Below are 26,392 nucleotides of genomic sequence, written 5' to 3'. Positions count from 1 at the left end.
TACAGTCCATTCCGCCCCCCTATCTCATGGCATTTGTCTGATCATCCGCAATTCCCTCGGTGCTTTCCGGCTTGAATATGACCTTCAGCGTATAAACCATGATTCGAAGGTCGAAGAGGATCGAACGCTGCGAGATATAAATGAGATCAAGCTTCAGCTTATCCAAAGGCGTGGTATTGTATTTCCCGTAAACCTGCGCATAACCGGTCAGCCCCGCCTTCGTCTTCAAGCGAAGGGAAAATTCCGGCAGCTCCTTCTCATAGTCTGCCGCGATCTCCGGACGCTCCGGCCTCGGCCCCACAATAGACATATCCCCCAGCAGTACATTCAGAAGCTGCGGCAGCTCATCTACCCGAAACTTCCGGATAAGCTCTCCAACCGGTGTGATGCGCGGGTCATGCACAGTAGAGAGCTGCGCGCCATTTCGCTCGGAATCTGTACGCATGCTCCGGAATTTATAAATCCTGAAAATCTTCCCCTGCTTCGTCAGACGTTCCTGACTGTAAAACACAGGTCCGCGGTCATAGACATAGATTGCTGCAGCGGTTACCAGCATCAAAGGGGAAAGGAGAAGCAGCGCCATCAGAGAGAGGAGGATATCCATCGCCCGCTTCACAATCGGATAGTACCAGACTACAGGGATTTTTCTGTTTCGCCAGAACGGCGTATCAAAGGAGTGGGAAACCTCGTTCCCCATCAGGAGAATGTCTCCAAGCTCCATAGAAGCATGAACATCCTTATGCATGCGATCACAGGCAATGATGAGCTGCTCCTTCACACCTGCCGTCACCTCCCATAGATAAACATCCTCTGCATCGGGAAGTGACTCCGGAAAGCTGCCCGCGATTTCCTTTTCCGAAATAATCGAAACGATCCGGTAGCGTCGTGTAAATACACGCATCTTCTCCACAAGCCTCTGATAGCCCTGTGCCCCATATACGATCATGATTTTTCTGGGCTCGTCGAAGTGCGCATAGAAGCGGTTAAAGAGAAAAGTAATCCCCAGCATGAACAGCAGCTGAAGGAAGAAGATGCCTGCAAAATAGCAGAGATTTATCCTGCTGAAATTGTGGAACCAGAAGAACATCGCTACCAACAGAAAGAAGTCAGCGACCAGATACGCCAGCATCTGCGAAAAGATCAGCTCCCGCAGACGAAAAATCCCGATCTTATACGCCTCATACATTTTCGCGAAGAAAAAGTATACCAGCACGAAAAGCAGTCCCACCGTTACCAGTGTCCTGCTGCCGAAAAATCCCTCACTCCAGTACGGCGCTACATTCAGGTACCAATTCCCCGAGGCCGATGCGAAGGCGCTGAGGAGACAAAGTGCAATATAGATATATCTGAGGCTGTGTTTCCAGCGTTGTTTTGTATTCATGTATTCTCTATATCATCTTCCTCTTCATATTCATACATCTCATCATAATCGGGATATTGTTCGATTTCCCCCTTTGCTCCTGACAATGAGTGCCGTCATTCTCTCCTTTTCCTCGGAAATCTTCTGTACATGGATGGCAAACATCCAATCATCGCCAAAATCATAGTGGAGGGAAAACGTCTGCCCTTTAAAATCCCAACTTCTCCGGTTTGTTCGCTGTCAACGGGACACCGTTCTCCGGGTCAGACCGGTAAGCGAAGTCGCTGTACACCCCCTATTATCTATGCAAAATTCATAAAGATGCCCGTCTATAAAGCCAAAGCTCTCCAAAATGATAGCACACAACTGATCGAGCGTATTCTTTTCTGATATTTCGATCATTTTGTACACTTCCCGTCCCTTGCCTGTCAGGTACACCTTCAGTGTGTATCTTTTCATGGCTTTTCCTTCAGGTGGTCATATTGTGCCATATTTCGACCTCTGTCGTCAAGGCTGATCAGAATTCCGGACAGAGTAAGCTTACCGGAAGTCTCCAAAGGTCTGAGGATGCGGTTCCTTGACCGAAAGACGGACGGCGGCCGGAGAAAGGGAAAGATCGCGTTTTATTGCAGTGTGCTTCATATTTCCCGGCAGGGCTTCTACTGCTTCTTAAAGCACCGGGATACCTACGGCCGCAGCCGGATGCATGATGCACCGAAGCTAAAGTATCCAGAAGCAAAAATCCCCGGCGAGAGGAGCGTCTACAGGATCATGGATGGGATCGGACTACGCCACAGAGCGCAGCGGAAAGCAAACGGGATCACGAAGACGGATAAAAATGCCAGGAAGTCCGATGATCTTCTAAAACGCAATTTTCGTTCTGAGAAGCCGCTTAAGAAATGCGTCACGGATATTACTAAGATCCCGACGAAGGATGGCAAACTCTATGCATCGGGAGTATGCCAGCGTAAAGCTTTTGCAGGATAGGTCCAGCCAATAAAATAGAAAACGGCCATTTGGTTTGAAACGGCAGGCATTAAAAATCTCAGAAAAGCCGAGGATGAATTCATCAGAACCAAAGATATGGCGGATTTCATTTATGCCATCAAAGAGATTGTGCTCCGTCCGGGGCTTGATGTAATTACTGAAACACCGGAAAACTATGATGAGGCTATCCGAAAAAGTCCGAAGCGGTCTGAGAAATGGAACGTTGTCCGGAAGGATTCGAAGCAGCTGGTCACTTCTTTGGGTACTGTCCAGTATCGTAAGACCTTATTCATCAACAAATCGACAAATTTCCTAAGGCTGCCGGTGCTGAAGATACATTCATCATTGATCCTCACAAGCTTGGAGAAACGATTTACAGCGAATGGGGAAAGTACATAGATCATGCGAATCATGAGGTCAGCAAAATCGCGCAGAAATTTGTATACATTTTGAACACATATCACCAGTCCGTGAAACCTTACAAACATTGTAAGTGGCTAAACAGGTCCCTGTGAAATATACTCACCTTATTAAGAACAATAAATATCGAAAGAGAGGCATTTTATGAATCAGGAAAAGTTGTTAGAAGTACAGAACCTGCATAAATCATATGAGAAAGATGGAGTTTCAGCCAAAGCATTAAAAGGGATTACCTTTAATGTTTTGCAGGGGGAACTGCTGGGAATTATGGGAGCAAGCGGTTCTGGAAAAACGACATTGCTGAATTGCATCGCAACAATAATCAGACCTACATCAGGACAGATCCTGCTCTCTGGAACAAGCATCAGTGCGTTTGATGAAAATGATCTTGCAGAATATCGGGGAAATAAAATTGGTTATCTGTTCCAGGATTTTGCCCTTCTTGATAACCTGACCGGAAAAGAGAATATCCTTCTTCCTCTCTCCATTCACAATACAGAGGTATCCGAGGCAGAAAAAAAAGTAATCGAAATTGCTGAATTTTTAGGAATCAGAGAGGTTCTTTCAAAATTTCCATCTCAAATGTCAGGAGGACAGAAGCAGCGGGTTGCGGCAGCACGCTGTCTAATTTCTGACCCTTCCATCATTCTGGCAGATGAACCAACAGGAGCTTTGGATACAAAATCGGCCAGACAGCTTATGGAAAAGCTGCATGAAATGAATCAGAAACGAGGATGTACGATTCTGATGGTGACTCATGATCCCAACGCGGCCAGCTTTTGCAGCAGAATCCTATTTATCCAGGATGGAATTATTTTCCACGAACTCCGGAAACAACAGCCGGAAGAGTCGCGCGAAGATTTCTATAAACGGATTATGCAGGTGATGGCTCAAATGGGAGGAGGGAGTGCAAATGTCCTTTAAAGTAATCTTGAGAAATGTCAAAAAAAACCGTCATGACAATCTGATTTATTTTCTTACCATGGTCATTGCCATTGCTGCCTGTTATATTGCATTATCTCTTGGGCGTCAGGATGTCATGCTGTTTCTCCGTAAGTTTGAAAGCAGCGCAGTGAATCGACTCCTTGCTGCAATTATGCCTGCGGTATATATATCAGCCTTACTGTTTGTTCTTTTTCTGGTTATTTTTGCCAATAAATATCAATTAGAATGCCGAAGCAGAGAATTAGGTCTTTACCTTCTCTTTGGTATGAAAAAGAAGCAGCTGTTTTTATATCTTATGGAGGAGGCACTTTTATCCGCAATATTCTCCATTTTTCCAGGAATTATCTGCGGGGGATTTTTGTCTGAAATAGTCAGTCTGGTAACATCGCGTCTGATTGGTCAGGGAATCATTTCACACCAATCCAGTTTCTCTATATCAGCAGTTCTTTGGACAACGATCGGTTTTCTTGTGATACAGGCTGTTGCTCTCGCTTTTTTGGGCAGTCGCCTCTTTCATCAGGAACTGTTTTCTCTGCTTTACGGGAACGCAGAGAAGAAACACAAAACCGGAAAAATCAAGGAAAATGCCTTCGCGCTGATCACAGGTATTGCTTTGCTGCTTATAACTTATTGGTTATTATGGAACCATCTGACAGATGCAGGTGGAATGATCTTTTTGCTTGTTGTATTAACAGGGATTACCGGTACGATACTTTTGATTTGCGGATCTTCAAGACTGCTAAGCCTGCTTGCAACTTTAAAAAGGGAAAAATCCACGCATGGGCTTTACACGTTTACTTTGCGACAGCTTCAGGAAAATGTCACCAATAAATATATCTCTATTTCGGCAGCTTCTATTCTGATGGCGCTTACACTGATGTTCATTTCCGCATGCCCCATGTATTTATCCATCTATAGAAATGCGCTTGACCGCAGCACGGATGTTTATGATTTTACGGTATATGGGAATGATAAAGATATAAAAGAATATTTGTCCTCCGAAAAAATGAAGCCATATGTGTCCGGATTGAATCAAATGGAAACTGGCCAAATAAAGAGCAGTCTAACCGTTGATTGGTCAGAACTGCGTAAACAGGTTGTTTCTGCACTCCCAAAGGGCGCAGTAGATCCCAACACAGCTGATTCAAACGGCTATTATACAGGACCTGATCAAGCAGCAGAACTAAATCTTTTATCCATTATAGATGAAACAGGATCTTCTCCAAAGCTGATCCCGATTTCAAAATACAACCAGCTACTGGACTCTGCCGGGGAACAAATGCTTCAACTATCTGATCATGAGTGTGTGCTTTATATAAATCCGGATTTTTCCGAATCAATATTAGATGATGTACAAAAAAAACTGACACAAATCGCAACAGATTCAGAGAAAGAATCTCAAATTAAAATCGGGGAAGATGTTTATTCCGTTGTGTCATCCGTTCCAATGAAGGGATTGACGGCGGACAGGAACGCCAGGGTAAGCACTGCTTTGATTGTTCCGGACAACGTATATCAGAAATATGTAAATTCTGATACCGTTGAAATTTATTGGAATTTCTGTGTACCGAAAAGCCTTTTTAAAACTGATGGAATGATTTCTTCCATTATGAAGGTCAATAATATTTTGTATTCCTCCGGATTCACATATGAGAGTTATCTGAATAACTTTGGCAGACAATTATTCCGTGCCGTCACAGGAAGTTATATCACACTGTATCTGGGATTTATGTTGCTGATCATTGCGTGTGCTTTGCTTGCGTTACATTTTCTGACACAAATGCAGACAACAAAGCAAAGGTATTTGATCCTTTCCTTCCTTGGAACAAGGCGTAAACAGATAAAAAAATCCATCTATAAGCAGGTTCGGATTTATTTTATGATTCCTTTGCTGCCTGCCTGCGTCAGTGGATTTGTCGGAATGAAGCTAATGGAAAAGGATATGGCTCCTGTGAAGAACCAGACCGCAGCAATGAACCGGATGAATCTGCTTCTGTTCGGAATCGTCATTCTTGTACTTACAATCTATGCATTCGTGATTGCAAAAACGGCAGACAAAGAAATAACCGAACTGAAGTGGAAACCCAATTCCTGATGAAATTTAAGAAGGTGGTCAATTTTGAAGCGCATTGTAATTGTTGAAGATGATATTTATATGAGAGAGGAACTGGAGCGGCTTCTGAAAAAAAGCAACTATGAAGTGGATTCTATAACGGATTTCAACTTGATTTCGGAACAAATTAAAAAAAGGTCTCCAGATTTGACATTACTGGACATTAACCTTCCTGTTCAATCTGGTTTTGAAATATGCAGGAAACTGAATGGAATTGGAATTTGGCCTATTTTGATATTAACGGCAAGAGACAGGCTGCAGGATGAGTTACACGCTCTTGGGTTAGGCGCTGATGAATACCTTACAAAGCCTTGTAATTCCAGACGTTTATTAGCACGTATTGAAAATCTTCTAAATAGAGCTGATCAGGTGAAGCGGAAAGGGCTGGTCAATGGCGGTGACTTTCATCTGGACTCCTGTACCTTTACTGTTTACACAAAAGAGCATTCCTTTGTTCTTCCTCCAAATGAAGGGAAGCTGCTTCTTTCTTTGTTGAAACACTTCCCTGATATGGTTGTCAAAGATATACTTGCAAGAGAATTGTGGGGGACGGATATATATATTGATGAAAATGCACTGCAGGTTAACATTACCCGTCTCCGAAGAGACATGAAAGATATGGGATTGGATGATCGGATTGAAACCATACGTGGGAAAGGATATCGTCTGAGAAAGAATGAGGAATAAATTACGGGTTATCAGGGACTATTTTTCGTCCTATAGGGAATGGATATTTGCCGTATTGTGGATGGACATCATGTTTATTCTGTTTGCATGGCTGGCATATCCGAAATCATTTGCGGTTTTAATCAGGTTGATGCTGTTGGTTTCTGCCATCACTCTTTTAGTCCCGGTAAGCATATTCCTATATCAGTATAAAAAGCGGGAAAATGCTTTCCGACATTTTTTACCGGAACCGGATGATGAAAATGAATATGCATTATGTGAAAGTGCACCGGAAATTCTTCATCCATTTATTCATATCCTTGGGACACATTTGCGAAAACAGCATGATAAACTTGCCCAGAGCAGGAATCAGATCGCGGATTATGAAGAATATATCGAAAAATGGGTTCATGAAATAAAGGAGCCATTAGCTTTAATGGCGTTGGTGCTGGATAATCGAAAAGAAGAAATGACACCTGATGTATTTGAGAGAATGCAATACATTAAAGATCATATACAGCAGAATGTAGAACAGATCATGTACTTCTCTCGTCTGGGAACTGATCACAAGGATTATTACTGGGAGTCTGTCTCTCTTCTGTCTATATGCAAAGAGGTGACAGAGGAACATCAATCGCTGCTGACAGAAGCCGGATTTGATATAATATTTCCTTCCGCTGATTTCAAAGTTTTATCCGATAAAAAGGGATTATTGTTTCTTATCGGTCAGGCAATAAATAACAGTGTTAAGTATGTAAAGAAAGAGGGAACACCAACTCTGACTTTTCAGATTTGCCATGATGCGGAAAGAAAGCAAATTATCTTATCTATCATAGATAATGGACTGGGTATTCCAAAATCAGATCTGCCGTTTGTCTTTGATAAAGGTTTTACCGGAGACAGAGGAAGCTATATCAATCGTTCGACAGGAATGGGACTGTATCTTGCAAATAAAATGGCAAAAGATTTATCTATTGATTTGGCAATTCAATCTTATTCAGGAAGCGGTACAATAGTCATTTTATCTTTTCCGGAAATCAAAAAATGTTAACAGAAAGGAGCGTATGTGTGAAAAGAGTAACCGCAGAACAGAATCATTTCAAGAAAATGCTTATGAGCTGGATAATCATTCTTTTAATGTATCTTCTTATTGGGATAATCTTTATTACGTTTGGCTTTTTGAACGCCACTATATCGGGAGTTTGTTTATCGGTTATTCCATATCTTGCATGTGCAGTATATCTCATCATGTCGCCAGAAAGATATAGTGGAATTTTTTACATTTCAGCATTGATCATCCCTTGCTGTATTGAAAAAGTTTTATTAAAAGGGTTGAAGGCCATGCATACGGAGGGAAAATTGGCCTTACTATTAAATCAGTACCTTTCATTTTATAACGGGGTATATATCATGGCCAGCGTTGGCATCAGTATTCTTTTAGTCATCATTGTGATAACTGCCAAAAAGAAAAAGTTTTAATGCCAATCATTTATCGAGATGCAAAGTAATAAGAATATTTGAGCATATTGAGGGAAATCAAATGAAAAATAAAGAGACAGTTTCAAGTTTTGTGTAAACCCTAAAAACTGATATAAGATTTGTCAATTGATACACTGGGGCAAGACTGATGATATCGGCTTTGCCCATTATCCGCATTATATCGCGGCATTTGTGCATGTCAATACAGAGTCAGGGGCTGCGCGCCTCAGACCCCTGTGTTACGCCATTTCAGCCATCCCGGAGATGTCAGAAATAACGTCTGGATTCCAGCCGTTATTCAAAGTAGATCTCCAGCCGGGAACGAATCTGACCTCAATCCTGACAATGCCCTGTCCATTTCTTCGCGATATCAATCATTGCCGGATACAGTATTTTCAGGAGACTGTCATCCGATGGGAAGATGGTTTTGCTCTTGGTCACTTTCCGCAGCTGGCGGTTGAATCCCTCGATCGCGTTTGTCGTATAGATCAGCCGACAAACCGGTTTAGGATACTCCCTCTTAACATGTGCTTTTGCTATATAATTTTTCGAATGAGCCCGACAAACCGGGCTTTGTCTTTTAGTCAGAAACATCCACATCCAGTGCGATCTGAATATCGTACTCTGGATAAGCCTTCTTAATCTCTTCGTATATGATTTGAATTCCTTCCTTTGGCTTAATATTGAAGTTCATTACAACATCAAAGGTCATTTCCTTTTTTTCTACATCGACATAGAATCCATGAAACTGAACAGCCCAGTCATGTGCCATAACTCGCTCACGGACATCTTTCTGGATATCTGCAGCTTCATCGTTGCCAGTATTATAAGAATACAAGCCAACGCTGGCAAGAACAACGCCGGTTTCTCTGTAAATTTTTCTTTCCAGTTTTCTTGTCAGCTTATCGATTTCTTTTGCTGTCATCGTATCGGGTAATTCAAGATGAACAGAAGCGAAATCTTTATCAGGACCGTAATTATACATGATCAAATCGTAGGCGCCTCGTACCTCCGGCTCATCAGAAAGCAGCTCTTTGATCCTGTCTGTTTTTTCTTTATCTGCCCTTACACCTAAGATTTCATTCAGTGTTTCAATCATCATCTCAATCCCAGCCTTGATAATGAAACCTGCTATGATAACGCCTACATATGCCTCAAGTGAAAGACCGCTCAGCATATAAATAATTGCAGAAACCAGCACGGAGCCAGATAGGATGGCGTCAAACATTGCGTCGGAACCGGACGCAACCAGAGACCCGGAATTGACTTGCTCGCCTTTTGCTTTCACATATCTTCCGAGAATAATTTTGACAATGACGGCTACGGCAATAATAACGAGTGAAATGATACTGTAATCCGGCTTTTCCGGGTGAATAATCTTTTTGACTGACTCTACCTCGGACGTGATGCCTGCATAGAGTACGATTCCAGAAACAATCATTGCACTGATATATTCTATCCTGCCGTATCCGAGCGGATGTTTCCTGTCGGGAAGCTTCCCGGCGAGTTTCGTCCCTATGACCGTAATGATAGAGGACAGGGCATCCGACAGATTATTCACGGCATCTAAAGTGACGGCAATGGAATTGGATAGAATGCCAATTACCGCCTTAAAAACGGCAAGCAATATATTGGTCAGAATTCCTATGATACTGGTGCGAATGATTACTTTATCGCGATTTTCTTCTAAACTTACTGGCACTGTCTTATTCTCCATTTTCAATCCTCCTTCACAAATTCTAATTTACCACCTGCTATTTCCACAAAAGCCTCCCACCAAAACGATGGAAGGCTTCCTATTATTTCTTACCTTATTGCCCTTTGAACAATAAGTATCGCTTGTAAAGCTCGCTCAATTCAACAACTCCCTTTCAGACTTACTTTTTCTTACTTTTAGTATCAAAACAGTATCAGTCAGGAGATTTTTGTTTTCTCGAGCCGTTAAAATGCAGTATTTTCAACGATTTTACAACAGAAACATATTTGTTGCTGTTACTCGAGCTCTATCGTCCCGGGCGGCTTGCTGGTCAGGTCATAGAATACGCGGTTGACGCCCTTCACCTCGTTCACGATGCGGTTCATCACCCTCTGCAAGAGTTCGAACGGAATGTCAGAGGTCTCCGCTGTCATGAAATCGTCTGTCTCCACGGCGCGGAGCGCTACGGCATAATCATAGGTTCGGAAATCTCCCATGACGCCGACGGAGCGCATATTGGTGAGTGCGGCGAAGTATTGGCTGATCCTCCGATCCAGACCGGCTCGCGCGATCTCCTCGCGGTAAATGAAGTCTGCGTCCTGTACGATCCGCACCTTCTCCGGCGTGACCTCCCCGATGATGCGGACGCCCAGCCCCGGCCCCGGGAAGGGCTGACGGAATACGAGGTAGTCCGGCAGTCCGAGCTCCAGACCGACTCTGCGAACCTCGTCCTTGAAGAGCAGGCGGAGCGGCTCTATGATCTCCTTAAACTCGATGTTTTTCGGAAGCCCGCCGACATTGTGGTGGGATTTGATGACCGCCCCCTTGCCCAGACCGGACTCCACGACATCGGCATAGATCGTGCCCTGGCAGAGGAAATCCACCGCGCCGATCTTCTTCGCCTCCCGCTCGAAGATGCGGATGAACTGCTCGCCAATGATCCTGCGCTTCTGCTCCGGCTCCGAAACGCCCCGCAGCTTCTCGAAGTATTCCTCACCGGCATTGACACGGATGAAATTCAGCTCATAGCTGCCGTTCGGGCCGAAGATCGCCTCGACCTCATCGCCCTCATTCTTGCGAAGCAGCCCATGATCCACGAAGACACAGGTCAGCTGCCTGCCGATCGCCTTCGCCATCAGCGTCGCCGCCACGGAGGAATCCACGCCGCCGGAGAGTGCCAGCAGGACTCTCCCGTCTCCGACCCGCTCCCGGATTGCACGGATCTGATCCTCTACGAAGCTGTCCATCTTCCAATCGCCGCTGCAATGACAGACATCATAGAGGAAGGCGTGCAGCATTTGCCGCCCCTCGGCGGTATGCTGCACCTCCGGATGGAACTGCACGGCATAGATCTGCTTCTCCGGATTCTCCATCGCAGCAACCGGGCAGTTCGGCGTACGGGCGGTCACAGTAAAGCCCGCCGGAGCCTCCGCGATATAATCCGTGTGAGACATCCAGGTCTTCGTTATCGGAGATACCTCCCGAAACAGCACCGAAGCGGTATCCACCGTAACGTCCGTCTTGCCATACTCACTCACCGGCGCAGTCTCCACCCTGCCGCCGAGTTCATAGGCGATCAGCTGTGCGCCGTAGCAGAAGCCGAAGATCGGGATCCCCATATCGAAGACCGCCGGATCGATATGCTGGCTCTCCTCCTTGTAGACAGACTGCGGTCCGCCGGTGAAGATGATGCCCTTGGGCTTCATTTCGCGAAGCTTGTCCAGTCCGATGTCGGAAGAATATACCTCCGCGTAGACCCCCTCGTCACGGACCCTGCGCGCAATCAGCTGATTGTACTGCCCGCCGAAATCCAATACTACTATTCGTTCCTTTGTCATTCTGCATCCTCCGAATCGGAATCCTCTCCGATCAAGTAAATCTCCATGCCGAAAAGCCTCGGCAGCACCAATCGTATCCTTCTCTCGCGATGCTTCGCTTCTCCGAAGCTTTCGGCATGGAGGTTCAAATTCCTAGCAATCGTTTCTGTTTCAGCGAATCGTGAATGGCTTGCCTAAACGGTTCCCGTACTTTTCGCAGCAGCCGCTTTATCCCACACCCTGCACAGAGCGCATTTCAGCTGGACTATTCCCACATTATAGAGCGGAATGCGCGCCGCTTTCAAGCGGAAATCCGACGAAATGCCGCACCGCGTCTCAGACGATGGCGCGCAGAACCTCCAGACTCTTGAAACGGTACGGCAGCAGCTCCCGCAGCAGCACATCCACATTATCGGAAAGCTCCCTCAGCACCTCCTCTGTCAAGGTGAAGGTATAGAGCTTCCGGAGCGGGCTTTCCAGAATATACCTCCACGCGTAGGCACACGCCTCGCTGGACGGATTCGGCGGCTTCTCCGTGTATTCGCCGTTCAGATAGAGCAGGCGAAGCTCGAAGATCCGGCGGATCAGCTCGTCCGGCAGGCTCGGATTCAGGATCGCACGAAGGGAAAGGTAGAGCAGATTCACCATTTCCTCTGCCGGCAGCTCCTCCTGCGCGATGAAGTCCAGCAGCTCCAGCAGGTAGGAGCCATAGCAGGCATTACGCAGATCCAGCGCAATTTCCGTAAAATATTCCCGCACCCCGACGCTTTGCAGATTATAGCCGTTTTTTCCTCTATGCAGGAAGAAGGTGCCGAACACGAAGTTTCTCGTTCCTGCCATCAGCGGCGAGCCAGGCTTCTTGGCACCGGATGCCCAGACCGTCAGCTTACCGGCTTCCTTCGTCAGAAGCGTCAGGCGTTTGTCAAATTCTCTCACAGGCCGGGAGGAGAGTACCAGCCCGTGAAGCTCCAGCTCCTCCCTCATTCAGTACCGCTCTTTGTCCTCGCGGTAGCCGTATTCCTTCAGATAAGAACTGTTCTCCCGCCAGTCCCTGCGCACCTTCACGAAAAGGCTCAGATTCACCCGGTTTTCGACGAGCTTTTCGATCTCCAGACGCGCACCGGTACCGATACGCTTCAGCATAGCGCCGCCCTTTCCGATAATGATGCCCTTGTGCGCCTCCCTCTCACAGATAATGCTCGCCTTGATATCCCAGAGACCGTTCGGGCGCTGCTTCATCTCCTCGATCAGCACCGCTATGCCGTGCGGAACCTCATTATCCAGCTTGTACAGCGCCTGTTCCCGGATCAGCTCCGCAGCGATGTCCCGCATGGGCATATCCGTCACGGTATCCTCGTCATAATAGCGCGGCCCCTCCGGAAGGAAGCGATAGATCAGATCCTTCAGCTCCTCCATGCCCTGCTTCCGGTATGCCGATACTGCGATCACATCCGAGAGCTCCAGCAGCTGCCGGTAGCTCCCGATGATCTCATCGAGCTTCTCCTTATCCTTTAAGGTGTCGATCTTGTTGATGACCAGCACTTTTTTCTTACGGCTGTGGGAGAGCACCTCGGCGATATGCCGCTCTCCCTCTCCGATGAAGCTGCTCGGCTCTACCAGCCAAAGCACGAGATCCACATCCCCGAGCGCCTTCTCCGCGACATGATCCATATATTCCGAAAGCTTGTTCTTCGCCTTATGGATGCCCGGCGTATCATGAAAAACGATCTGTCCGCGCGCATCATCATAGACCGCCATAATCTGATTTCTCGTCGTCTGCGGCTTCCGGGAGGTAATCGCGATCTTCTGGCCCACGATCCCATTCATAAGCGTGGATTTCCCTACGTTCGGGCGTCCCACCAATGCCACGAAGCCTGATTTTGTCATCGGCATTTCCTTCTCCTTCTCTCCTTCATTCTCAGCTGAAGAGCGCTTCGACGCTGTCAAAGGCGCTTCCTGCATCCCTGACCGCTGCGCTGCCGCCGATCGTGCAGGACGCCCCATCCGCGAGGATCGCCTCCACATATGGAACCAGCGCCCGGATATCCGCGGCAGTACAATGCAGAAGCTCCTCCCGCTCCCGCTGCAGCAGCTCCTCCGTCACACCGGAGAGGTAAGCACTCAGATTCAGAAGCGACTTCGCATGGTTCGTGCGGGGCGTATCCAGCTCGGAAATCGCGCCGATAATGTACTTCATCATCGTCCGATCCGTCGCCGTAAAGCTGCGGATATAGTCCGGCAGCCTCTCGTAAACCTCCAGCGTTTCCCGCAGCTTCGGATCCCGATAAGAGACGAGATAGCCCTCACCACTCCGTCCGAAGCCTGACATACAGCCGTACGCGCCGCCCTTCTCCCGGAGATTCTTCCAGAGGTATTCATAGTTCAGGATTCCCTTCAGCGCCCGAAGCGCGCCGGTATAGGGCAGCTTCTCCGTGTCAAAGCGGCCCGTCTGCGCCACATAGTTGACCTGTGAGCTCATGCCGAAGCCCTCCCTGCGGCTTCCGGAAAGCAGGAGCTGCGCCCCCGCGGGAGCTGTCTCTCTCCGCCATCCCATGCCGGATACCATACTGTCGTAGCTCTCCTCGAACGCCCGCTTCCATTCCGGCAGGAGCGTATCTAAGCGCATATGGCAGCTCTTTTCTCCGCCCGCAGAAAGGAAGAGATTCTCCATTCGGAACAGCTTCGCGCTGACCTCCCGGAGCTTCGCTGTGAGCTTTTCCGGCGCCCTCCGGTAGCTCGCCGCGATTTCCTCGACAAACCATAGATATGCGATCCCGCCGCAGAGCTCCTGATAGCGTGCCGTCCCGGAGAAGCCCGATGTTGCACGGTTGACCGCATAGGTATGACTGCTCTCCTGCGCGCGCATCCGTTCCCTCGAGCGGCTCTCATTGAGGATCTCCATCATCCGCTTCTCCGACGCATATCTCGTCTGATGCAGGATCTCCTGCGCCAGAGAAAGCCCTGTTCCGATCTCCTCCCGGAGGAGCTTCAGATCGACGCTGAATACACCGGTATAATGCTCATAGCTTCGAAGGTCCGGATATGCCGTCATATCGAAGCTGATCCCGCCGGTATGGAGCAGGATCTCAGAGCTCAGAGCCTGCAGGCTGTGCTTCCCGGTATCCATGTAGCCGAGCACGGTCTTCAGCAGTGCCGCATAGGGAAGCTCTTCCTCCGTCAGGGCAGCGGTATTGAAATTCAGGCGAAGGTAAAGTATGCCTCTGCTCGGAAGCTCGGAGGAGAGCAGCGGGATGCCTGACGCCCGGGACACCGTATAGCGGTATTCCGCCGCCTTCGGATCGATGTCCTCTCGGGACAGGATCGGCAGCGTCCGAAGTGCTGCCTCGCTGTTTCCCTCCTCCTGGTAACGCCGGAGCGCACCGGTATCGTCGATCAGCTGCCGAAGCGCCTGCTCGGACAGCGCCGCCTTTCGCTCCGCGAGCTGTTCCCGAAGCGCCTGCTCCCGCTTCTCATGAAGCCCCCTCTCCGGTGATACGACGACCAGAGAGCTGTGCGGGTTTCTGAGCAGATACTCCCGGATCAGCGCCTCGAAATATCCCTGCTCTGCCGCCTCCCGAAGCACCGCATAGAACTGCTCCGTCTCGATATGAAGCCACGGCTTCTCGCCGTAGATCCAGCTATCCAATGCAGTCAGCCCGTAGATAAGCCCCTTCGGCGTTCTGCCATAGTCCGCTTCCCGGCACCGGAACTCATCATGGTTAATCGCCGCAAGCAGCGTCTTCCTGTCCAGCCCCTGCTCGGAAAGCGCCCGGAGCTTCTCCGTAATCAGCTGCACGAAACGCTTTTCGTCCTTTTTTGCCGCATTCTTCGCCGTAATGGAGAAATACGGCTGCAGGATTCCATCCTCGAAGCCGCCGAAGATATCCTCTCCGATTCCCGCCTCGAGGAGCGCCTGCTTCAGCGGCGCGCCCGGTGCGGAGAGCAGCGCGTAATCAAGCACAGAGAATGCCATGTTGCGCTTCGCATCGAGATTGTCCCCGATCACGATATTATAGGAGAGATAAGTGCTCTTCCGCACCGGCTCCTTCTCCCCGACAGAATACCGGATCTCCTCCCGGATCGGCTTCGAAAAGGCGGTCTGCCGCCGAAGCTCCGACGCCGGAGCAATCGCCGCATACTGAGAAAGGTATTCCCGATCCAGCCATTCCAGCCGCTCCTCCATGTCCAGATCGCCGTAGAGCACAATATAGGAATTGGATGGGTGATAGTAGCGCGCATGGAAGGCACAGAACTGCGCATAGCTCAGCTCCGGAATCATCTCCGGATCGCCGCCGGATTCGTTGCCGTAGCTCGTATCCGGAAAGAGCGAATGCAGGATGTAGCGCTCCAGCACCGACTCCGGACTGGAAAATGCACCCTTCATCTCATTATACACGACGCCGTTGATGCGAAGCTCTGATGCCGCATTCTCCAGCTCGTAATGCCATCCCTCCTGCCGAAAAATGCGCTCGTCCCGAAGGCAGTTCGGATGCAGCACCGCGTCCATGTAGACGTTCATCAGGTTTTCGAAGTCCTTCTCATTCGTGGATGCCACCGGGTAAACCGTCTTGTCCGGGTAGGTCATGGCATTCAGGAAGGTATTGAGAGAGCCCTTCGCCAGCTCCACGAACGGATCCTTCAGCGGAAAGCGCTCGGAACCGCAGAGCACGGAATGCTCCATAATGTGCGCGACGCCCGTGGAATCCTCCGCAGGCGTTCGGAAGGCAATGCTGAAGACGCGATTCTCATCCGCATTCTTCATTGTGAAAACCTGCGCGCCGGATCTTTTGTGGCGGTAAACGCACGCCTCGCTGTCGATCTCCGGAAGCCTCTTTTCTTCGAGCAGCTCATAATTCTTCATATTTTCTTTCCTCTGCAATACCTTTCCCACTCCCAAGGAAGCGCTGATTTATTTATCATTCCCGTGCCATCGGCATGCACCCCCAAAAGGCGCTCCCGCAGGCAATGCCGTCGCAGTCATATGCGCGTCATATGGAGCGCATCATATATTTCCGACCAGACGATCCTTCAGGATCGCCGCCGCCTCCCTGACGGAGAGGTGCGGCAGCATCAGCTCATCGCTGCGCGCCCCGATCGGATAGGTCGTTCCGACCCCATAGCGCTCCGCCATACAGGAGGCGCGATAGAGATTCCATTCCGAGGTCAGTATCCCGATCCGGAGCGGACGATCCTCCGCAAGGATCACCTCCGTATCCTCCGGATACAGCGCTGCATCATCGCCGATGCCTCTGCCCCTATCATAGCTGGACTCTCCGGAGAGGAGCTCCCTCTGATCCTGAAGGATCGTCTGCATCGAATACCCTACCTTCTCCTGCGTCGAGGCGGAATAGAACTCCATCAGCAGCTTCCGCTGCGGCACCTCGTGCTGTATCATGTAGAAATACATCACGCCCGCCTCTGTGCTGGTATTGTAATCGCCATGCCCGCCGGACAGCACGAACACCGTCTTCGGATTTTCTCTGTGGTACTCCAGCGCACGATCCAGCCGCGCCCGCAGCGAATTCGTTAGGCGATTGTTACGGAGATCGGTTCCCAGTACGATCACATAGTCGAGATTCCGCTCCTCCGTCGTTCCTGCGTGGGAGAAAATCAACGCCAGCGTTGAGAGCAGAACCAGCATCAAAAGCCCATAGCTCGTATACAGAAATACCGCCGGCGCGAGCCGGATTTCCTCTTTTCGCCGCTTCTTCCGCCGGATTACCCGGGTAAGTGCCAGCAGCAGAAAATGCACTGCCGAAAGCAGCGGCCAGAACCACAGAAAGGAGCAGATCCCATTGTAAAACAGAATCAGTATGAAATACGACAGTGCGGCGATCCCGCAGATCGCAAAGTACAGCTCCATACTCTCCTCCTCTTCGGAATACTCAGGATGCCCCTCCGGCACGAAGCAAATTGCCGGGCACAGGGCAGACGCTCAGCCTGACCTTCAGCCGCTGCCGGGCATGCGGGCAGGATGCCTGCGGGAGATCTGTCTCGCTGTCCCGGATTTCCAGCACCTCTGCGAGGATATCCGTGCCGTCCGGCTGCATGATCTCGAGCTGCTCTCCGACAGAAAACTTGTTTTTCTGCTCGAGATAGCACCACGCCCCGTCGCTCTCCTGCACCGTGCCGAGGTAAGTCGAGCCGGTCACATAGGTACTGGAATCATAGATATGATCCTCCGCCTGCGGCTTCCCATAGTAGAAGCCGGTCGTAAACTCGCGGTGGGTGCACTTCCCGATCTCCGTCTTGTACCACTCCATATTCGCGCAGTACCTCTCCGGGCTCTCCAGATAATCGTCAATCGCCCTCCGGTAGGTTCTCGCCACCGTCGCACAGTAGAGCGCGGTCTTCATTCTTCCCTCAATTTTCAGGGAATTCACGCCCGCCTCGATCAGCTCCGGAATATGTTCGATCATACAGAGATCCTTCGAATTGAAAAGGAAGCTTCCCCGCTCGTTCTCGAATACCGGGAAATACTCTCCCGGACGGCTCTCCTCCTGCACGCTGTATTTCCAGCGGCAGGGATGCGTACACTCTCCGCGGTTCGCGTCTCTGCCGGTCATATAGTTCGAAAGCATGCAGCGTCCGGAATAGGACATGCACATCGCGCCGTGGACAAACGCCTCGATCTCCATCTCCTCCGGAACCCGTCTCCGAATCTCCCGAATCTCCGAGAGACTCAGCTCCCGTGCACAGACCACGCGCTTCGCGCCCAGGCGATGCCAGAAAAGGAAGGTTTCATAGTTCGTGTTGTTTGCCTGCGTCGAGATATGAAGCTCTATCGTCTCCGGAAGCAGCTCCTTCGCGAGCATGAATACACCCGGATCGGCGATCAGCACCGCGTCAATCCCGGTATCCCGAAGCTCTGTGAAATATTCCCGCACACCCGGCATATCATAGTTATGCGCCAGGATGTTCGCGGTCACGAAGACCTTTACCCGCTTCTCATGCGCGATCCGAACCCCCTCGCGGATCTCCTGTATTGTGAAATTCTTCGCATTCGCGCGGAGCCCGAATGCCTCCCCGCCGAGATAAACGGCATTCGCACCATAGTCCACTGCCACCCGCAGCGTCTCCAGCGATCCCGCCGGAACCAAAAGCTCTGTTCCCCTCAATTCTCTATCATTCCTTTCCCTGCTGCTCTGTCCTTACCTCTCTCCGCCGCTCATTTTTTCACGGAAACGGAAAGCCCGTCTCCGATCGGAATGACGGCGCTTTCGAGACCCTCCTCATGCTTCAGGCGGAAGAGATACTCCCGCATCCTGCTGTGAATCGTCCGCTCCCGCCGCTCAATCTGAAAGCGGCTCTCCGCAATACTGCCGCCCTGCAGGACATTGTCGCTCAGCAGTACGCCGCCCGCCGGAAGCAGCCGGAGGAGCTCCGGCAGCCACAGCGGATACTGCGCCTTCGCGGCATCCAGAAAGATCAGATCAAACTTTTCCCCCTGCTCTGCATAGCTCCGGATCCATCCTCCGGCATCCCCCTCGAGCAGATGGATGCGGCTGCCATAGCCCGTTTCCGTAAAGTTCCGCCGCGCCCGCATAATCCGCTCCGGATAGTTCTCGATCGTCCAGAGCGCGCCGTCCGACGGCATACACTCTGCCATGGTAAGCGCGGAATAGCCGACGGCGGTTCCGATCTCCAGAATCCGCTTCGGCTTCTTCATCCGGATGAAACACTTGAGAAGCGCCGCTGTCTCGTCCCGAATGATCGGGACTGCCGCAGCAGACGCTTCTCTCCGTATTTTCTCCAGAGCCGGACTCCGATCCGGCTCCAGGGAATGTATGAATTTTACCAGCTTTTCTTCTGTGATCAAACAGCTTACCTCTTCCCTAGGAGACATCCTCGTTCCCGCCGATGACGTCCTCATTTCCGCCGATCACCTCCGCCTCCTCCGTCGTCTCTATGGGAGAAACGCTCTCGGCTACAAGCTTCTTCTCCTTCAGCTCCCTCTGCTTCTGCCCCTCCTCGCTCAGGTAGCTCAGGAGCTCGCTCAGCGTCATCGAGGTATTCAGCGTATAGCTGCCCGGCTCGAAGTCCGTCTTGTAAAGCCGCGATTGAAGAGAAAAGGCAGAAAGGTTGTCGATCAGTCCCTCCGATTGGAGCCGCGCACCGATGCTGTCCCGATCGTCTGTGAGACGAATCTCAAAATCGACATCCGTCCCCGGAGGTGCCTCCATGGCATGGTCGTAGAGCAGACCATGCCCAAAGCTGTACACCCTCGTGATGCCCAGCATCGTGAGGTAGATCACGCCAGAGAGCATGATCACCCGCCAGGCGATCTCGATCATCGCCTTCGACATGCTCTCAACGGAAGACTGCCTTTCCATTATACCTCCATGATGACCGGCAGGATCACCGGATTCCTCTTGATCCGCTTCCAGAGGAAGTCCGTGAGGCTGTCCTTGATGATGTTCTTGATCTTGCCCCAGTCGTTCACATGCCGGACGAGGCAGTCATCCACGGCGTTCTGCACATGCACCCTCGCCTCCTCCAGAAGATCCTCCGACTCGCGGACATAAACGAAGCCGCGGGAGATCAGATCCGGTCCGGAGATCAGGTGTCCGCTGTATTTCTCGAGCGTCAGCACGACGACGATAATGCCGTTCTGCGCGAGATTCTGCCGGTCACGGAGCACGATGTTCCCTACATCTCCGACACCGAGCCCATCTACGAAGATGCCGCCCGCCTGCGCACGCTCCTTGACGCTCGCCTTGATGTCCTCCCCGTCCGCATCGAACTCGAGGACATCTCCATTCTCCAGCATCAGGCACTTGTCCTTATCGACGCCGACCGCCTCGCAGAGCTTCGCTGCAGACCGCCTGTGATGATACTCTCCGTGCACCGGGATCGCATAGCGCGGCTTCACCAGCGTATACAGCAGCTTCAGATCCTCGGCGCAGGCATGTCCGGAAACATGGGTATCCTGCACAATAACCTCGGCGTGCTGCTTGTAGAGCTCATTTACAACGCGGTCAACCGCCTTCTCATTTCCCGGAATCGGATGAGAGGACATCACGACGACATCGTTCGGCGAGATGCGAACCTTGCGATGCATCCCGTTCGCCATACGGGACAGCGCCGCCATCGACTCTCCCTGCGAGCCGGTGGTAATCAGAACCGTCTGCTCATCCGGATAGTTCTTCAGATTCTCTATGTCAATGAGGGTTCCCTCCGGAATCTTGATATAGTCAAGCTCCGAAGCGACGCCGATGACATTGACCATTGAACGCCCCTCGACCACGACCTTACGGTTGTACTTCGCCGCGGTATTGATGACCTGCTGCACACGATCTACATTCGATGCGAAGGTCGCGACGATGATACGGCTGTGCTTATGCTCCGAGAAAATCATATCGAAGGTATGCCCTACCGTCTTCTCGGACATCGTGGAGCCCGGCTTGCCCGCATTGGTCGAATCGGACAGCATCGCGAGCACGCCCTTCCTGCCCAGCTCCGCGAAGCGCTGCAGATCGATCGGATCTCCGAATACCGGCGTGTAGTCTACCTTGAAGTCTCCGGTGTGAATGATGACGCCTGCCGGTGTGTGGATGGCAAGCGCCGCCGCGTCCTGAATCGAGTGGTTCGTCTTGATAAACTCGACCTTCAGGTCGCCGAAGCTGACAGACTCACCGAACTTCATCGTTTTCAGCTTGACCTTCTTGTCTATACCCCGCTCGACGAGCTTCCGCTCAATAAGGGCACAGGTCAGCTTCGTGGCGTAGACCGGTACATTGATCTGCTGAAGCACATAGGGAAGCGCTCCGATATGATCCTCATGTCCATGGGTAATGACGAAGCCGCGGATCTTCTCCATCCGGCTCTTCAGATAGCTGATATCCGGAATGACAAGATCGATGCCCAGCATATCGTCGGACGGGAAGGACAGTCCGCAGTCAATGACGAAGAGATTCTCATCCGTCTCCACCGCCGTAATATTCATGCCGATCTGATCCAGACCGCCCAGCGGGATCAGCTTCACCCTGCCGCGGCTCGTCGCCTTCGGCGCTCTGCGGCTGTGCGCACGGCTCTCCATCTGCTCCTCCGCCCAACTCGTCTCCCGCGGCGTATGATCCCTTCCGTTTCCGCTTCTCCGCACTTCCCGACCGCTCTCGCTACGGCGCTCCTCCATGCGGCTGCTCTCCGCTCTGCCGCTCCGTCTGCCGCCCTTCCTTACCGTGTTCTCCGCAGTGCGTACTCCGCTCTGCCGCTCTGTCGGCTTCTCTCCGCGCCTTCCTGCCGTATTCACTGTATTATTTACTGTATTATTTCTCAATGGTAATTCCTTCTCCTTCTAGAATCTTCGCGAATACGTCCATAATGGCATCCGCCTCTTCCTCTTCAACAAACTCATAGTCCGCCTCGGCATCCTCCGGCGCGGACATATCCCTCATTACATAGCAGACACCGTCTGCATCCTCCGGCGCGTCCGTTACCAGAATGTAGTTTACGCCCTGTACCGTCGTCTCTTCGAGGATCTCCAGCTCCAGACTGCCGTCCTCGGACTGCAGCCTGATCGTGCTTGCACTCATATTATCCTATTCTTCCTTTCCCGAAATCGGCTGCTTCGCCTCCTCCATAGCCCTCTCGTGCAGATACGCCTCGAGGATCAGCTGCGCCGCCACCTGATCGATAACCCGCTTCTGCTCTGCGCGCGGAACCCCGCTCTCATCCAGGATCTCCCGCGCCTCCATCGTCGTCAGGCGCTCATCCATAAGCTCCACCGGCACATTCACCCTGGCACTGAGCAGCCTGCGGAAGGCTCTCGTCTTCTCTGCCCGCTCACCTTCCGTATCGTCCATGTTAAAAGGAAGTCCCAGAATGATCCGCTCCGCCTGATACCGCTCTGCCAGCTCCGCAATTTCCTTCAATGTCTTCCGGAGCATCGACTCCCGTTCCCGCTTCAGGGTCACGAGGGGCTGGGCGATCAGTCCCGTCGGATCCGTGATCGCCACCCCCACTGTCTTGGAGCCATAGTCCAAGCCTAAAATACGCATAGCCCACCCTTTTCGAGACAGGGACAATCCGCCCTGCCGTATCCGTCCCACGCACAGCTCACCCCGGATCAAAGTCTTCCTGCGTTACGCTCTGCCCGGAAGACATCGCGTAAAGCGAATGGCTTACCTGAACTGCTGCCGCAATCTCGCCGCACTGATGGCGGGCCTCTGCGTCTCATACAGAAAAAGTCCGTCCCGCTCACGCCAGGACAGACTTCCGCGCTCTCTTCACTTCAGCTTCGATTCCACATAGCTACGCATCAGCTCCTCCAGAATCTCATCCCGTTCCACCTTCATAATGAGACTTCTGGCGCCCTTGTGGCTGGTGATATAGGTAGGATCCCCGGACATAATATATCCCACGATCTGATTCGTCGGGTTATATCCCTTCTCCGTCAGCGCCTCGTAGACCCTCCTCAGAACCTCTTTTACGTCGAGACTGTAGTCCTGCATCGGGCGAATAATCTGCGTACTCGTAAAATCATTATTCATGCTGTCACGTCCTTCTAACAACTTTATATATTTTATCCTATTTATACCGGCTTCGCAAGTACATAAGTCTTACATATTTTCCTGCCGGAGGCTCGGATTATTTCGCCAATTTGACCGGAGGCATCCGGAAAGCACTCCGCCGGAATCCGGAATCGCACATACTGCCGGTTTAAGCCTGTCAGGTATGCCCTGCCCTCCTCCGTCAGCAGCTCCTCCAGCAGGATTTTCTCCTCCCGGTGCAAAAACCTTGTCCGGAACCGTTCAGAGCATTCCTGCTCAAGCTCGAGCAGCTGCTGGGAGCGCGCCGCCTTCACCGCCTCCGTAAGCTGTCCCGGCAGCTGCTCCGCCGCCGTGCCCTTCCTCTCTGAATATTTAAACACATGAAGCTCATAGAAGTCCATCTCCCGTATGAAATCGTAGGAATTCTTAAAGTCTTCGTCCGTTTCTCCCGGAAATCCCACGATCACATCCGTCGTGAGCGCCGCCTCTGGGAAGCTCTCCCGCAGAATATGCGCGCTCTCCCGAAACGCCGCCGTATCATAATGCCGGTTCATCGCACGGAGCGTCCTGTCCGAGCCGCTCTGCAGGGAGAGGTGGAAATGCGGGCAAAGCGCCGGGATCTCGCGAAGCGCCATGACGAAATCCTGCGTAATGATCCGCGGCTCCAGACTGCCGAGCCGCACCCGTTCCACTCCCGGAACTGCGGCGACCGCCCGGATCAGCATGAGAAGCCGCTCCGACGGAAATGCACTCCGCACCGCATGTTCATAGCTCTGCCGCTCGAGATCCAGCCCGTAGGAGGAGAGATGAATGCCGGTCAGCACCATTTCCCGGCAGCCCTCCGCTGCGAGCTTCCGCGCCTCCCGCATCGTATCCTCCATGCTCCTGCTCCGGATACGCCCCCGGACATAGGGAATAATGCAGTAGGAGCAGAACTGATTGCAGCCGTCCTGCACCTTGAGAAAGGCGCGCACCCGTCCGCTGCGTTCCCCTCCCTCCATCCGTTCGAACGCGCATTCGCTGCGGAGATCGGGCACGAAGGAACGCGCAGCCGCGCAGTCCTCCCGTCGGTAATTCCGAAGGATCGATACGAGCGCGCTCTTCCGGTTATTGCCGATCAGGATATCTACCGTCGCATCCCCTTTCAGCTCCTCCTCTCGTGCCTGCACATAGCAGCCCGCCGCGACCACTACCGCAGCTGGATTTTTCGCCCGCACCCGGTGCAGCATCTGCCGTGACTTCCGATCCGCGATATTCGTCACAGAGCAGGTGTTGATGATATATACGTCCGCGGGCTCCTCCCAGTCTACAACCGCCGCCCCCGCGTCCCGAAGCTCCCGGAGCATCGCCTCCGCCTCGTAGAAATTCACCTTGCAGCCGAGATTATGCACCGCCACTCTCAGATTTCTGATTTCCATTTCTTTCCCCTTGCCGCTTGACTATCTCCCCCCATATTGATAAATTATATAGTATGTATACGTCCTGCGAGCAGGGCGCTGCCACAAATATAAATCCTATTTTTAAGGAGGAATCAAGCGTGAAAACTGTTCGTATCTCACTGAATTCTATTGATAAAGTCAAGTCCTTTGTGAATGAGCTGGTTCGCTTCACCGACGTTGACTTTGACCTCGTATCCGGCCGCTATGTCATCGATGCCAAGTCAATCATGGGCATCTTTTCCCTCGACCTCTCCAAGCCGATCGATCTCAATGTGCACGCCGACCAGAACCGCATGGAGGAGATCCTCAGCGCATTGACGCCGTACATCATTGCCGAGTAATCATTCTATCTTAAATATGAGAGATTCACAAGACGAAAGTGTATGCGGAGCTTCCCTGCACTTTCGTCTTCTGTTAAAGGAGTTTTATGCTTTATCACAGTTTTCTGATTAAATATGCCGAGATCGGCACGAAGGGCAGGAACCGCTATGTCTTCGAGGATGCACTGGTGCACGACATCCGCATGAAGCTGCGGAAAGCGGAGGGAGAGTTCTCCGTGACCCGCGAACGCGGACGGATCTATGTCAATGTAAAGAGCGAGCGCTATGACTATGACAGCGTCGTTGATGCGCTCCGGCATGTCTTCGGCATCATCGGCATCTGCCCGATGGTACAGCTTGCGGGCACGCATGATATTTCCGTGCTCTCCGAACAGGTCGTCTCCTATTGGCGGCAGGTCTACGGAGACAGGATCGTCTCTTTCAAGGTAGAGACCCGCAGAGCCGACAAGGGCTTCCCGATGCAGTCCGGAGAGATCGACGCAGAGCTCGGGCATCAGATCCTCTCTCATTTCCCGAATACCTCTGTAGATGTGCATCATCCGGAGATTCGTCTCCATGTCGAGATCCGGCAGTTCATCAATCTCTATTCCGAAATCCTCCCCGGCGCGGGCGGTATGCCGCTCGGCACCAACGGCAAGGCAATGCTGCTCCTGTCCGGCGGGATCGATTCCCCGGTCGCCGGCTATCTCATCGGTAAACGCGGTGCACTCATCGAAGCGACCTATTTTCATGCGCCGCCCTACACCTCTGAGCGAGCAAAGCAGAAGGTGATCGACCTCGCGAAGCAGGTCTCGAAATATACCGGCCCGATCGCCCTGCATGTCGTGAACTTCACGGACATCCAGATCGCGATCTATGACAAGTGCCCGCACGAGGAGCTGACGATTCTGATGCGCCGCTATATGATGCGGATCGCAGAGCGGATCGCGAGGGACCGCGGCTGCATCGGGCTCATTACCGGAGAGTCGATCGGACAGGTGGCGAGCCAGACGATGCAGAGTCTGGTCTGCACCAACGAGGTCTGCACCCTTCCGGTCTACCGTCCCGTTATCGCCTTCGACAAGCAGGAAATCATCGACCTTTCCCAGCGGATCGGCACCTACGAAACCTCCATCGAGCCTTACGAGGACTGCTGCACGATCTTCGTGGCGCGTCACCCGGTAACGAAGCCGATTCCGGAGAAAATGCGGAAGTCCGAGCAGAATCTCCTGCCGGAGATCAGCGAGATGGTCGATAAGGCGGTCGAGAGCGCCGAGCTGATCTGGTGCGACCCGTTCCGGTAGGATACAACAGAGGGAACAAATGGAGAAAATCAAGGCAAGCGGTAATGCCGGGCGCGTCATTACCATGGGCTTCTCCACCACCCCCACGAAAACCACGAACTTCGACATCACCGCCAAGGAGCTGGACATCCGAGGCTCGCGACTCCAGAACCACAAATTTCAGGAGGTCATCGATCTGGTCAATGCAGGCAAGGTCGACCTCGATCACAAGATCTCCCATGTCTGTGATTTCCGCGAAGCGCAGAGCGGGTTTGACTTCAACGATACGCACGACCCCTCCATTCGAAAAATCGTATTCACGATGGAGGGAGCCCCCTATTCCGTGCGCAAAGACATATCATTTTCTTTCTATAC

General features: G+C 51.6%; 23 protein-coding genes and 2 pseudogenes. 8 read left to right on the top strand and 17 right to left on the bottom strand.

The annotated features are described in order from the left end of the window. Positions 1-19: 19 nt before the first annotated feature. Together HW273_RS02765 and HW273_RS11840 are read right to left on the bottom strand one after the other, a co-directional pair. On the bottom strand, positions 20-1,381 hold the full coding sequence (locus tag HW273_RS02765; RefSeq protein WP_179010331.1) for an exopolysaccharide biosynthesis polyprenyl glycosylphosphotransferase: 1,362 nt from the start codon (positions 1,379-1,381) through the stop codon (positions 20-22). A 42-nt stretch (positions 1,382-1,423) separates the two neighbouring features. After that, positions 1,424-1,762: pseudogene (locus HW273_RS11840) on the bottom strand (IS1096 element passenger TnpR family protein). Positions 1,763-2,443: 681 nt separating this feature from the next. On the opposite strand from HW273_RS11840, the gene HW273_RS11835 reads away from it, so the two are divergent. From HW273_RS11835 to HW273_RS02730, 6 genes are all read left to right on the top strand, one after another. After that, positions 2,444-2,746, top strand: coding sequence for a UPF0236 family transposase-like protein (locus tag HW273_RS11835; RefSeq protein WP_179010330.1), 303 nt, complete (start codon positions 2,444-2,446; stop codon positions 2,744-2,746). 165 nt (positions 2,747-2,911) lie between these two features. Then, positions 2,912-3,691 (top strand): ABC transporter ATP-binding protein, encoded by a 780-nt coding sequence (locus HW273_RS02750; protein WP_179010329.1) that lies wholly within the window; start codon positions 2,912-2,914, stop codon positions 3,689-3,691. Continuing rightward, the gene (locus HW273_RS02745; RefSeq protein WP_179010328.1) at positions 3,681-5,807 is read left to right on the top strand and encodes an ABC transporter permease; all 2,127 of its coding nucleotides are present in this window, start codon (positions 3,681-3,683) and stop codon (positions 5,805-5,807) included. The genes HW273_RS02750 and HW273_RS02745 overlap by 11 nt, the downstream gene beginning before the upstream one ends. Positions 5,808-5,831: 24 nt before the next feature. Continuing rightward, complete coding sequence (locus HW273_RS02740; protein WP_179010327.1) at positions 5,832-6,512, top strand: response regulator transcription factor; 681 nt, start codon at positions 5,832-5,834, stop codon at positions 6,510-6,512. Between the two features lie 70 nt (positions 6,513-6,582). Continuing rightward, entirely contained in the window at positions 6,583-7,542 is a 960-nt protein-coding gene (locus HW273_RS02735) for a sensor histidine kinase (RefSeq protein WP_243206727.1), read from the top strand. Between the two features lie 17 nt (positions 7,543-7,559). Further along, positions 7,560-7,970: a hypothetical protein gene (locus tag HW273_RS02730; RefSeq protein WP_179010325.1), complete on the top strand. Its 411-nt coding sequence runs from the start codon at positions 7,560-7,562 to the stop codon at positions 7,968-7,970. Positions 7,971-8,303: 333 nt separating this feature from the next. Here the strand turns inward: HW273_RS02730 and HW273_RS02725 are convergent. From HW273_RS02725 to mtaB, 15 genes and pseudogenes are all read right to left on the bottom strand, one after another. Next, positions 8,304-8,474 (bottom strand): annotated as a pseudogene (locus tag HW273_RS02725) (transposase); the annotation flags it as partial. A gap of 76 nt (positions 8,475-8,550) precedes the next feature. Then, positions 8,551-9,687: a cation diffusion facilitator family transporter gene (locus HW273_RS02720; protein WP_179010324.1), complete on the bottom strand. Its 1,137-nt coding sequence runs from the start codon at positions 9,685-9,687 to the stop codon at positions 8,551-8,553. Between the two features lie 275 nt (positions 9,688-9,962). After that, a complete protein-coding gene (guaA, locus tag HW273_RS02715) occupies positions 9,963-11,504 on the bottom strand; it encodes a glutamine-hydrolyzing GMP synthase (RefSeq protein WP_179010323.1) in 1,542 nt (513 codons plus the stop codon). 315 nt (positions 11,505-11,819) lie between these two features. After that, complete coding sequence (gene recO, locus HW273_RS02710) at positions 11,820-12,467, bottom strand: DNA repair protein RecO (protein ID WP_179010322.1); 648 nt, start codon at positions 12,465-12,467, stop codon at positions 11,820-11,822. Continuing rightward, entirely contained in the window at positions 12,468-13,376 is a 909-nt protein-coding gene (era, locus tag HW273_RS02705; RefSeq protein WP_179010321.1) for a GTPase Era, read from the bottom strand. A 25-nt stretch (positions 13,377-13,401) separates the two neighbouring features. Continuing rightward, positions 13,402-16,344 carry an insulinase family protein gene (locus tag HW273_RS02700; protein ID WP_179010320.1) on the bottom strand — a complete coding sequence of 981 codons (2,943 nt, stop codon included), beginning with the start codon at positions 16,342-16,344 and terminating at the stop codon, positions 13,402-13,404. Between the two features lie 141 nt (positions 16,345-16,485). Next, a complete protein-coding gene (locus HW273_RS02695; RefSeq protein WP_179010319.1) occupies positions 16,486-17,346 on the bottom strand; it encodes a YdcF family protein in 861 nt (286 codons plus the stop codon). A 22-nt stretch (positions 17,347-17,368) separates the two neighbouring features. Beyond that, entirely contained in the window at positions 17,369-18,601 is a 1,233-nt protein-coding gene (locus HW273_RS02690) for a peptidase U32 family protein (protein WP_179010318.1), read from the bottom strand. A gap of 50 nt (positions 18,602-18,651) precedes the next feature. After that, positions 18,652-19,302: an O-methyltransferase gene (locus HW273_RS02685; protein ID WP_179010317.1), complete on the bottom strand. Its 651-nt coding sequence runs from the start codon at positions 19,300-19,302 to the stop codon at positions 18,652-18,654. Positions 19,303-19,318: 16 nt separating this feature from the next. Further along, on the bottom strand, positions 19,319-19,816 hold the full coding sequence (locus tag HW273_RS02680; RefSeq protein ID WP_179010316.1) for an endolytic transglycosylase MltG: 498 nt from the start codon (positions 19,814-19,816) through the stop codon (positions 19,319-19,321). Continuing rightward, a complete protein-coding gene (locus tag HW273_RS02675) occupies positions 19,816-21,522 on the bottom strand; it encodes a ribonuclease J (RefSeq protein ID WP_179012401.1) in 1,707 nt (568 codons plus the stop codon). Before HW273_RS02675 ends, HW273_RS02680 begins: the two co-directional genes overlap by 1 nt. Positions 21,523-21,751: 229 nt before the next feature. Continuing rightward, positions 21,752-22,018 carry a DUF1292 domain-containing protein gene (locus HW273_RS02670; protein ID WP_179010315.1) on the bottom strand — a complete coding sequence of 89 codons (267 nt, stop codon included), beginning with the start codon at positions 22,016-22,018 and terminating at the stop codon, positions 21,752-21,754. A gap of 6 nt (positions 22,019-22,024) precedes the next feature. Continuing rightward, a complete protein-coding gene (gene ruvX, locus HW273_RS02665; protein WP_179010314.1) occupies positions 22,025-22,483 on the bottom strand; it encodes a Holliday junction resolvase RuvX in 459 nt (152 codons plus the stop codon). A gap of 228 nt (positions 22,484-22,711) precedes the next feature. Further along, complete coding sequence (locus tag HW273_RS02660; protein WP_179010313.1) at positions 22,712-22,975, bottom strand: IreB family regulatory phosphoprotein; 264 nt, start codon at positions 22,973-22,975, stop codon at positions 22,712-22,714. A gap of 41 nt (positions 22,976-23,016) precedes the next feature. Beyond that, positions 23,017-24,393, bottom strand: coding sequence for a tRNA (N(6)-L-threonylcarbamoyladenosine(37)-C(2))-methylthiotransferase MtaB (mtaB, locus tag HW273_RS02655; protein ID WP_179010312.1), 1,377 nt, complete (start codon positions 24,391-24,393; stop codon positions 23,017-23,019). Positions 24,394-24,512: 119 nt separating this feature from the next. Between mtaB and HW273_RS02650 the strand changes: the two genes are divergently transcribed. Next, positions 24,513-24,755, top strand: coding sequence for an HPr family phosphocarrier protein (locus HW273_RS02650; RefSeq protein ID WP_179010311.1), 243 nt, complete (start codon positions 24,513-24,515; stop codon positions 24,753-24,755). Between the two features lie 86 nt (positions 24,756-24,841). Continuing rightward, a complete protein-coding gene (gene thiI, locus HW273_RS02645) occupies positions 24,842-26,038 on the top strand; it encodes a tRNA uracil 4-sulfurtransferase ThiI (protein ID WP_179010310.1) in 1,197 nt (398 codons plus the stop codon). Positions 26,039-26,392: the final 354 nt, after the last annotated feature.

Source organism: Oribacterium sp. oral taxon 102, from assembly GCF_013394775.1.
Lineage (GTDB): Bacteria > Bacillota > Clostridia > Lachnospirales > Lachnospiraceae > Oribacterium.
This window is presented reverse-complemented; position numbering and strand designations above follow the sequence as displayed.

Excerpts from the sequence above, each read along its gene's own strand:
- HW273_RS02765 (WP_179010331.1), bottom strand. The coding sequence starts at position 1,381 with ATGAATACAAAACAACGCTGGAAACACAGCCTCAGATATATCTATATT.
- HW273_RS11835 (WP_179010330.1), top strand. The coding sequence starts at position 2,444 with ATGGCGGATTTCATTTATGCCATCAAAGAGATTGTGCTCCGTCCGGGG.
- HW273_RS02750 (WP_179010329.1), top strand. The coding sequence starts at position 2,912 with ATGAATCAGGAAAAGTTGTTAGAAGTACAGAACCTGCATAAATCATAT.
- HW273_RS02745 (WP_179010328.1), top strand. The coding sequence starts at position 3,681 with ATGTCCTTTAAAGTAATCTTGAGAAATGTCAAAAAAAACCGTCATGAC.
- HW273_RS02735 (WP_243206727.1), top strand. The coding sequence starts at position 6,583 with ATGTTTATTCTGTTTGCATGGCTGGCATATCCGAAATCATTTGCGGTT.
- HW273_RS02720 (WP_179010324.1), bottom strand. The coding sequence starts at position 9,687 with ATGGAGAATAAGACAGTGCCAGTAAGTTTAGAAGAAAATCGCGATAAA.
- guaA (WP_179010323.1), bottom strand. The coding sequence starts at position 11,504 with ATGACAAAGGAACGAATAGTAGTATTGGATTTCGGCGGGCAGTACAAT.
- recO (WP_179010322.1), bottom strand. The coding sequence starts at position 12,467 with ATGAGGGAGGAGCTGGAGCTTCACGGGCTGGTACTCTCCTCCCGGCCT.
- era (WP_179010321.1), bottom strand. The coding sequence starts at position 13,376 with ATGCCGATGACAAAATCAGGCTTCGTGGCATTGGTGGGACGCCCGAAC.
- HW273_RS02700 (WP_179010320.1), bottom strand. The coding sequence starts at position 16,344 with ATGAAGAATTATGAGCTGCTCGAAGAAAAGAGGCTTCCGGAGATCGAC.
- HW273_RS02695 (WP_179010319.1), bottom strand. The coding sequence starts at position 17,346 with ATGGAGCTGTACTTTGCGATCTGCGGGATCGCCGCACTGTCGTATTTC.
- HW273_RS02680 (WP_179010316.1), bottom strand. The coding sequence starts at position 19,816 with ATGGAAAGGCAGTCTTCCGTTGAGAGCATGTCGAAGGCGATGATCGAG.
- HW273_RS02675 (WP_179012401.1), bottom strand. The coding sequence starts at position 21,522 with ATGGAGAGCCGTGCGCACAGCCGCAGAGCGCCGAAGGCGACGAGCCGC.
- HW273_RS02670 (WP_179010315.1), bottom strand. The coding sequence starts at position 22,018 with ATGAGTGCAAGCACGATCAGGCTGCAGTCCGAGGACGGCAGTCTGGAG.
- ruvX (WP_179010314.1), bottom strand. The coding sequence starts at position 22,483 with ATGCGTATTTTAGGCTTGGACTATGGCTCCAAGACAGTGGGGGTGGCG.
- HW273_RS02660 (WP_179010313.1), bottom strand. The coding sequence starts at position 22,975 with ATGAATAATGATTTTACGAGTACGCAGATTATTCGCCCGATGCAGGAC.
- mtaB (WP_179010312.1), bottom strand. The coding sequence starts at position 24,393 with ATGGAAATCAGAAATCTGAGAGTGGCGGTGCATAATCTCGGCTGCAAG.
- thiI (WP_179010310.1), top strand. The coding sequence starts at position 24,842 with ATGCTTTATCACAGTTTTCTGATTAAATATGCCGAGATCGGCACGAAG.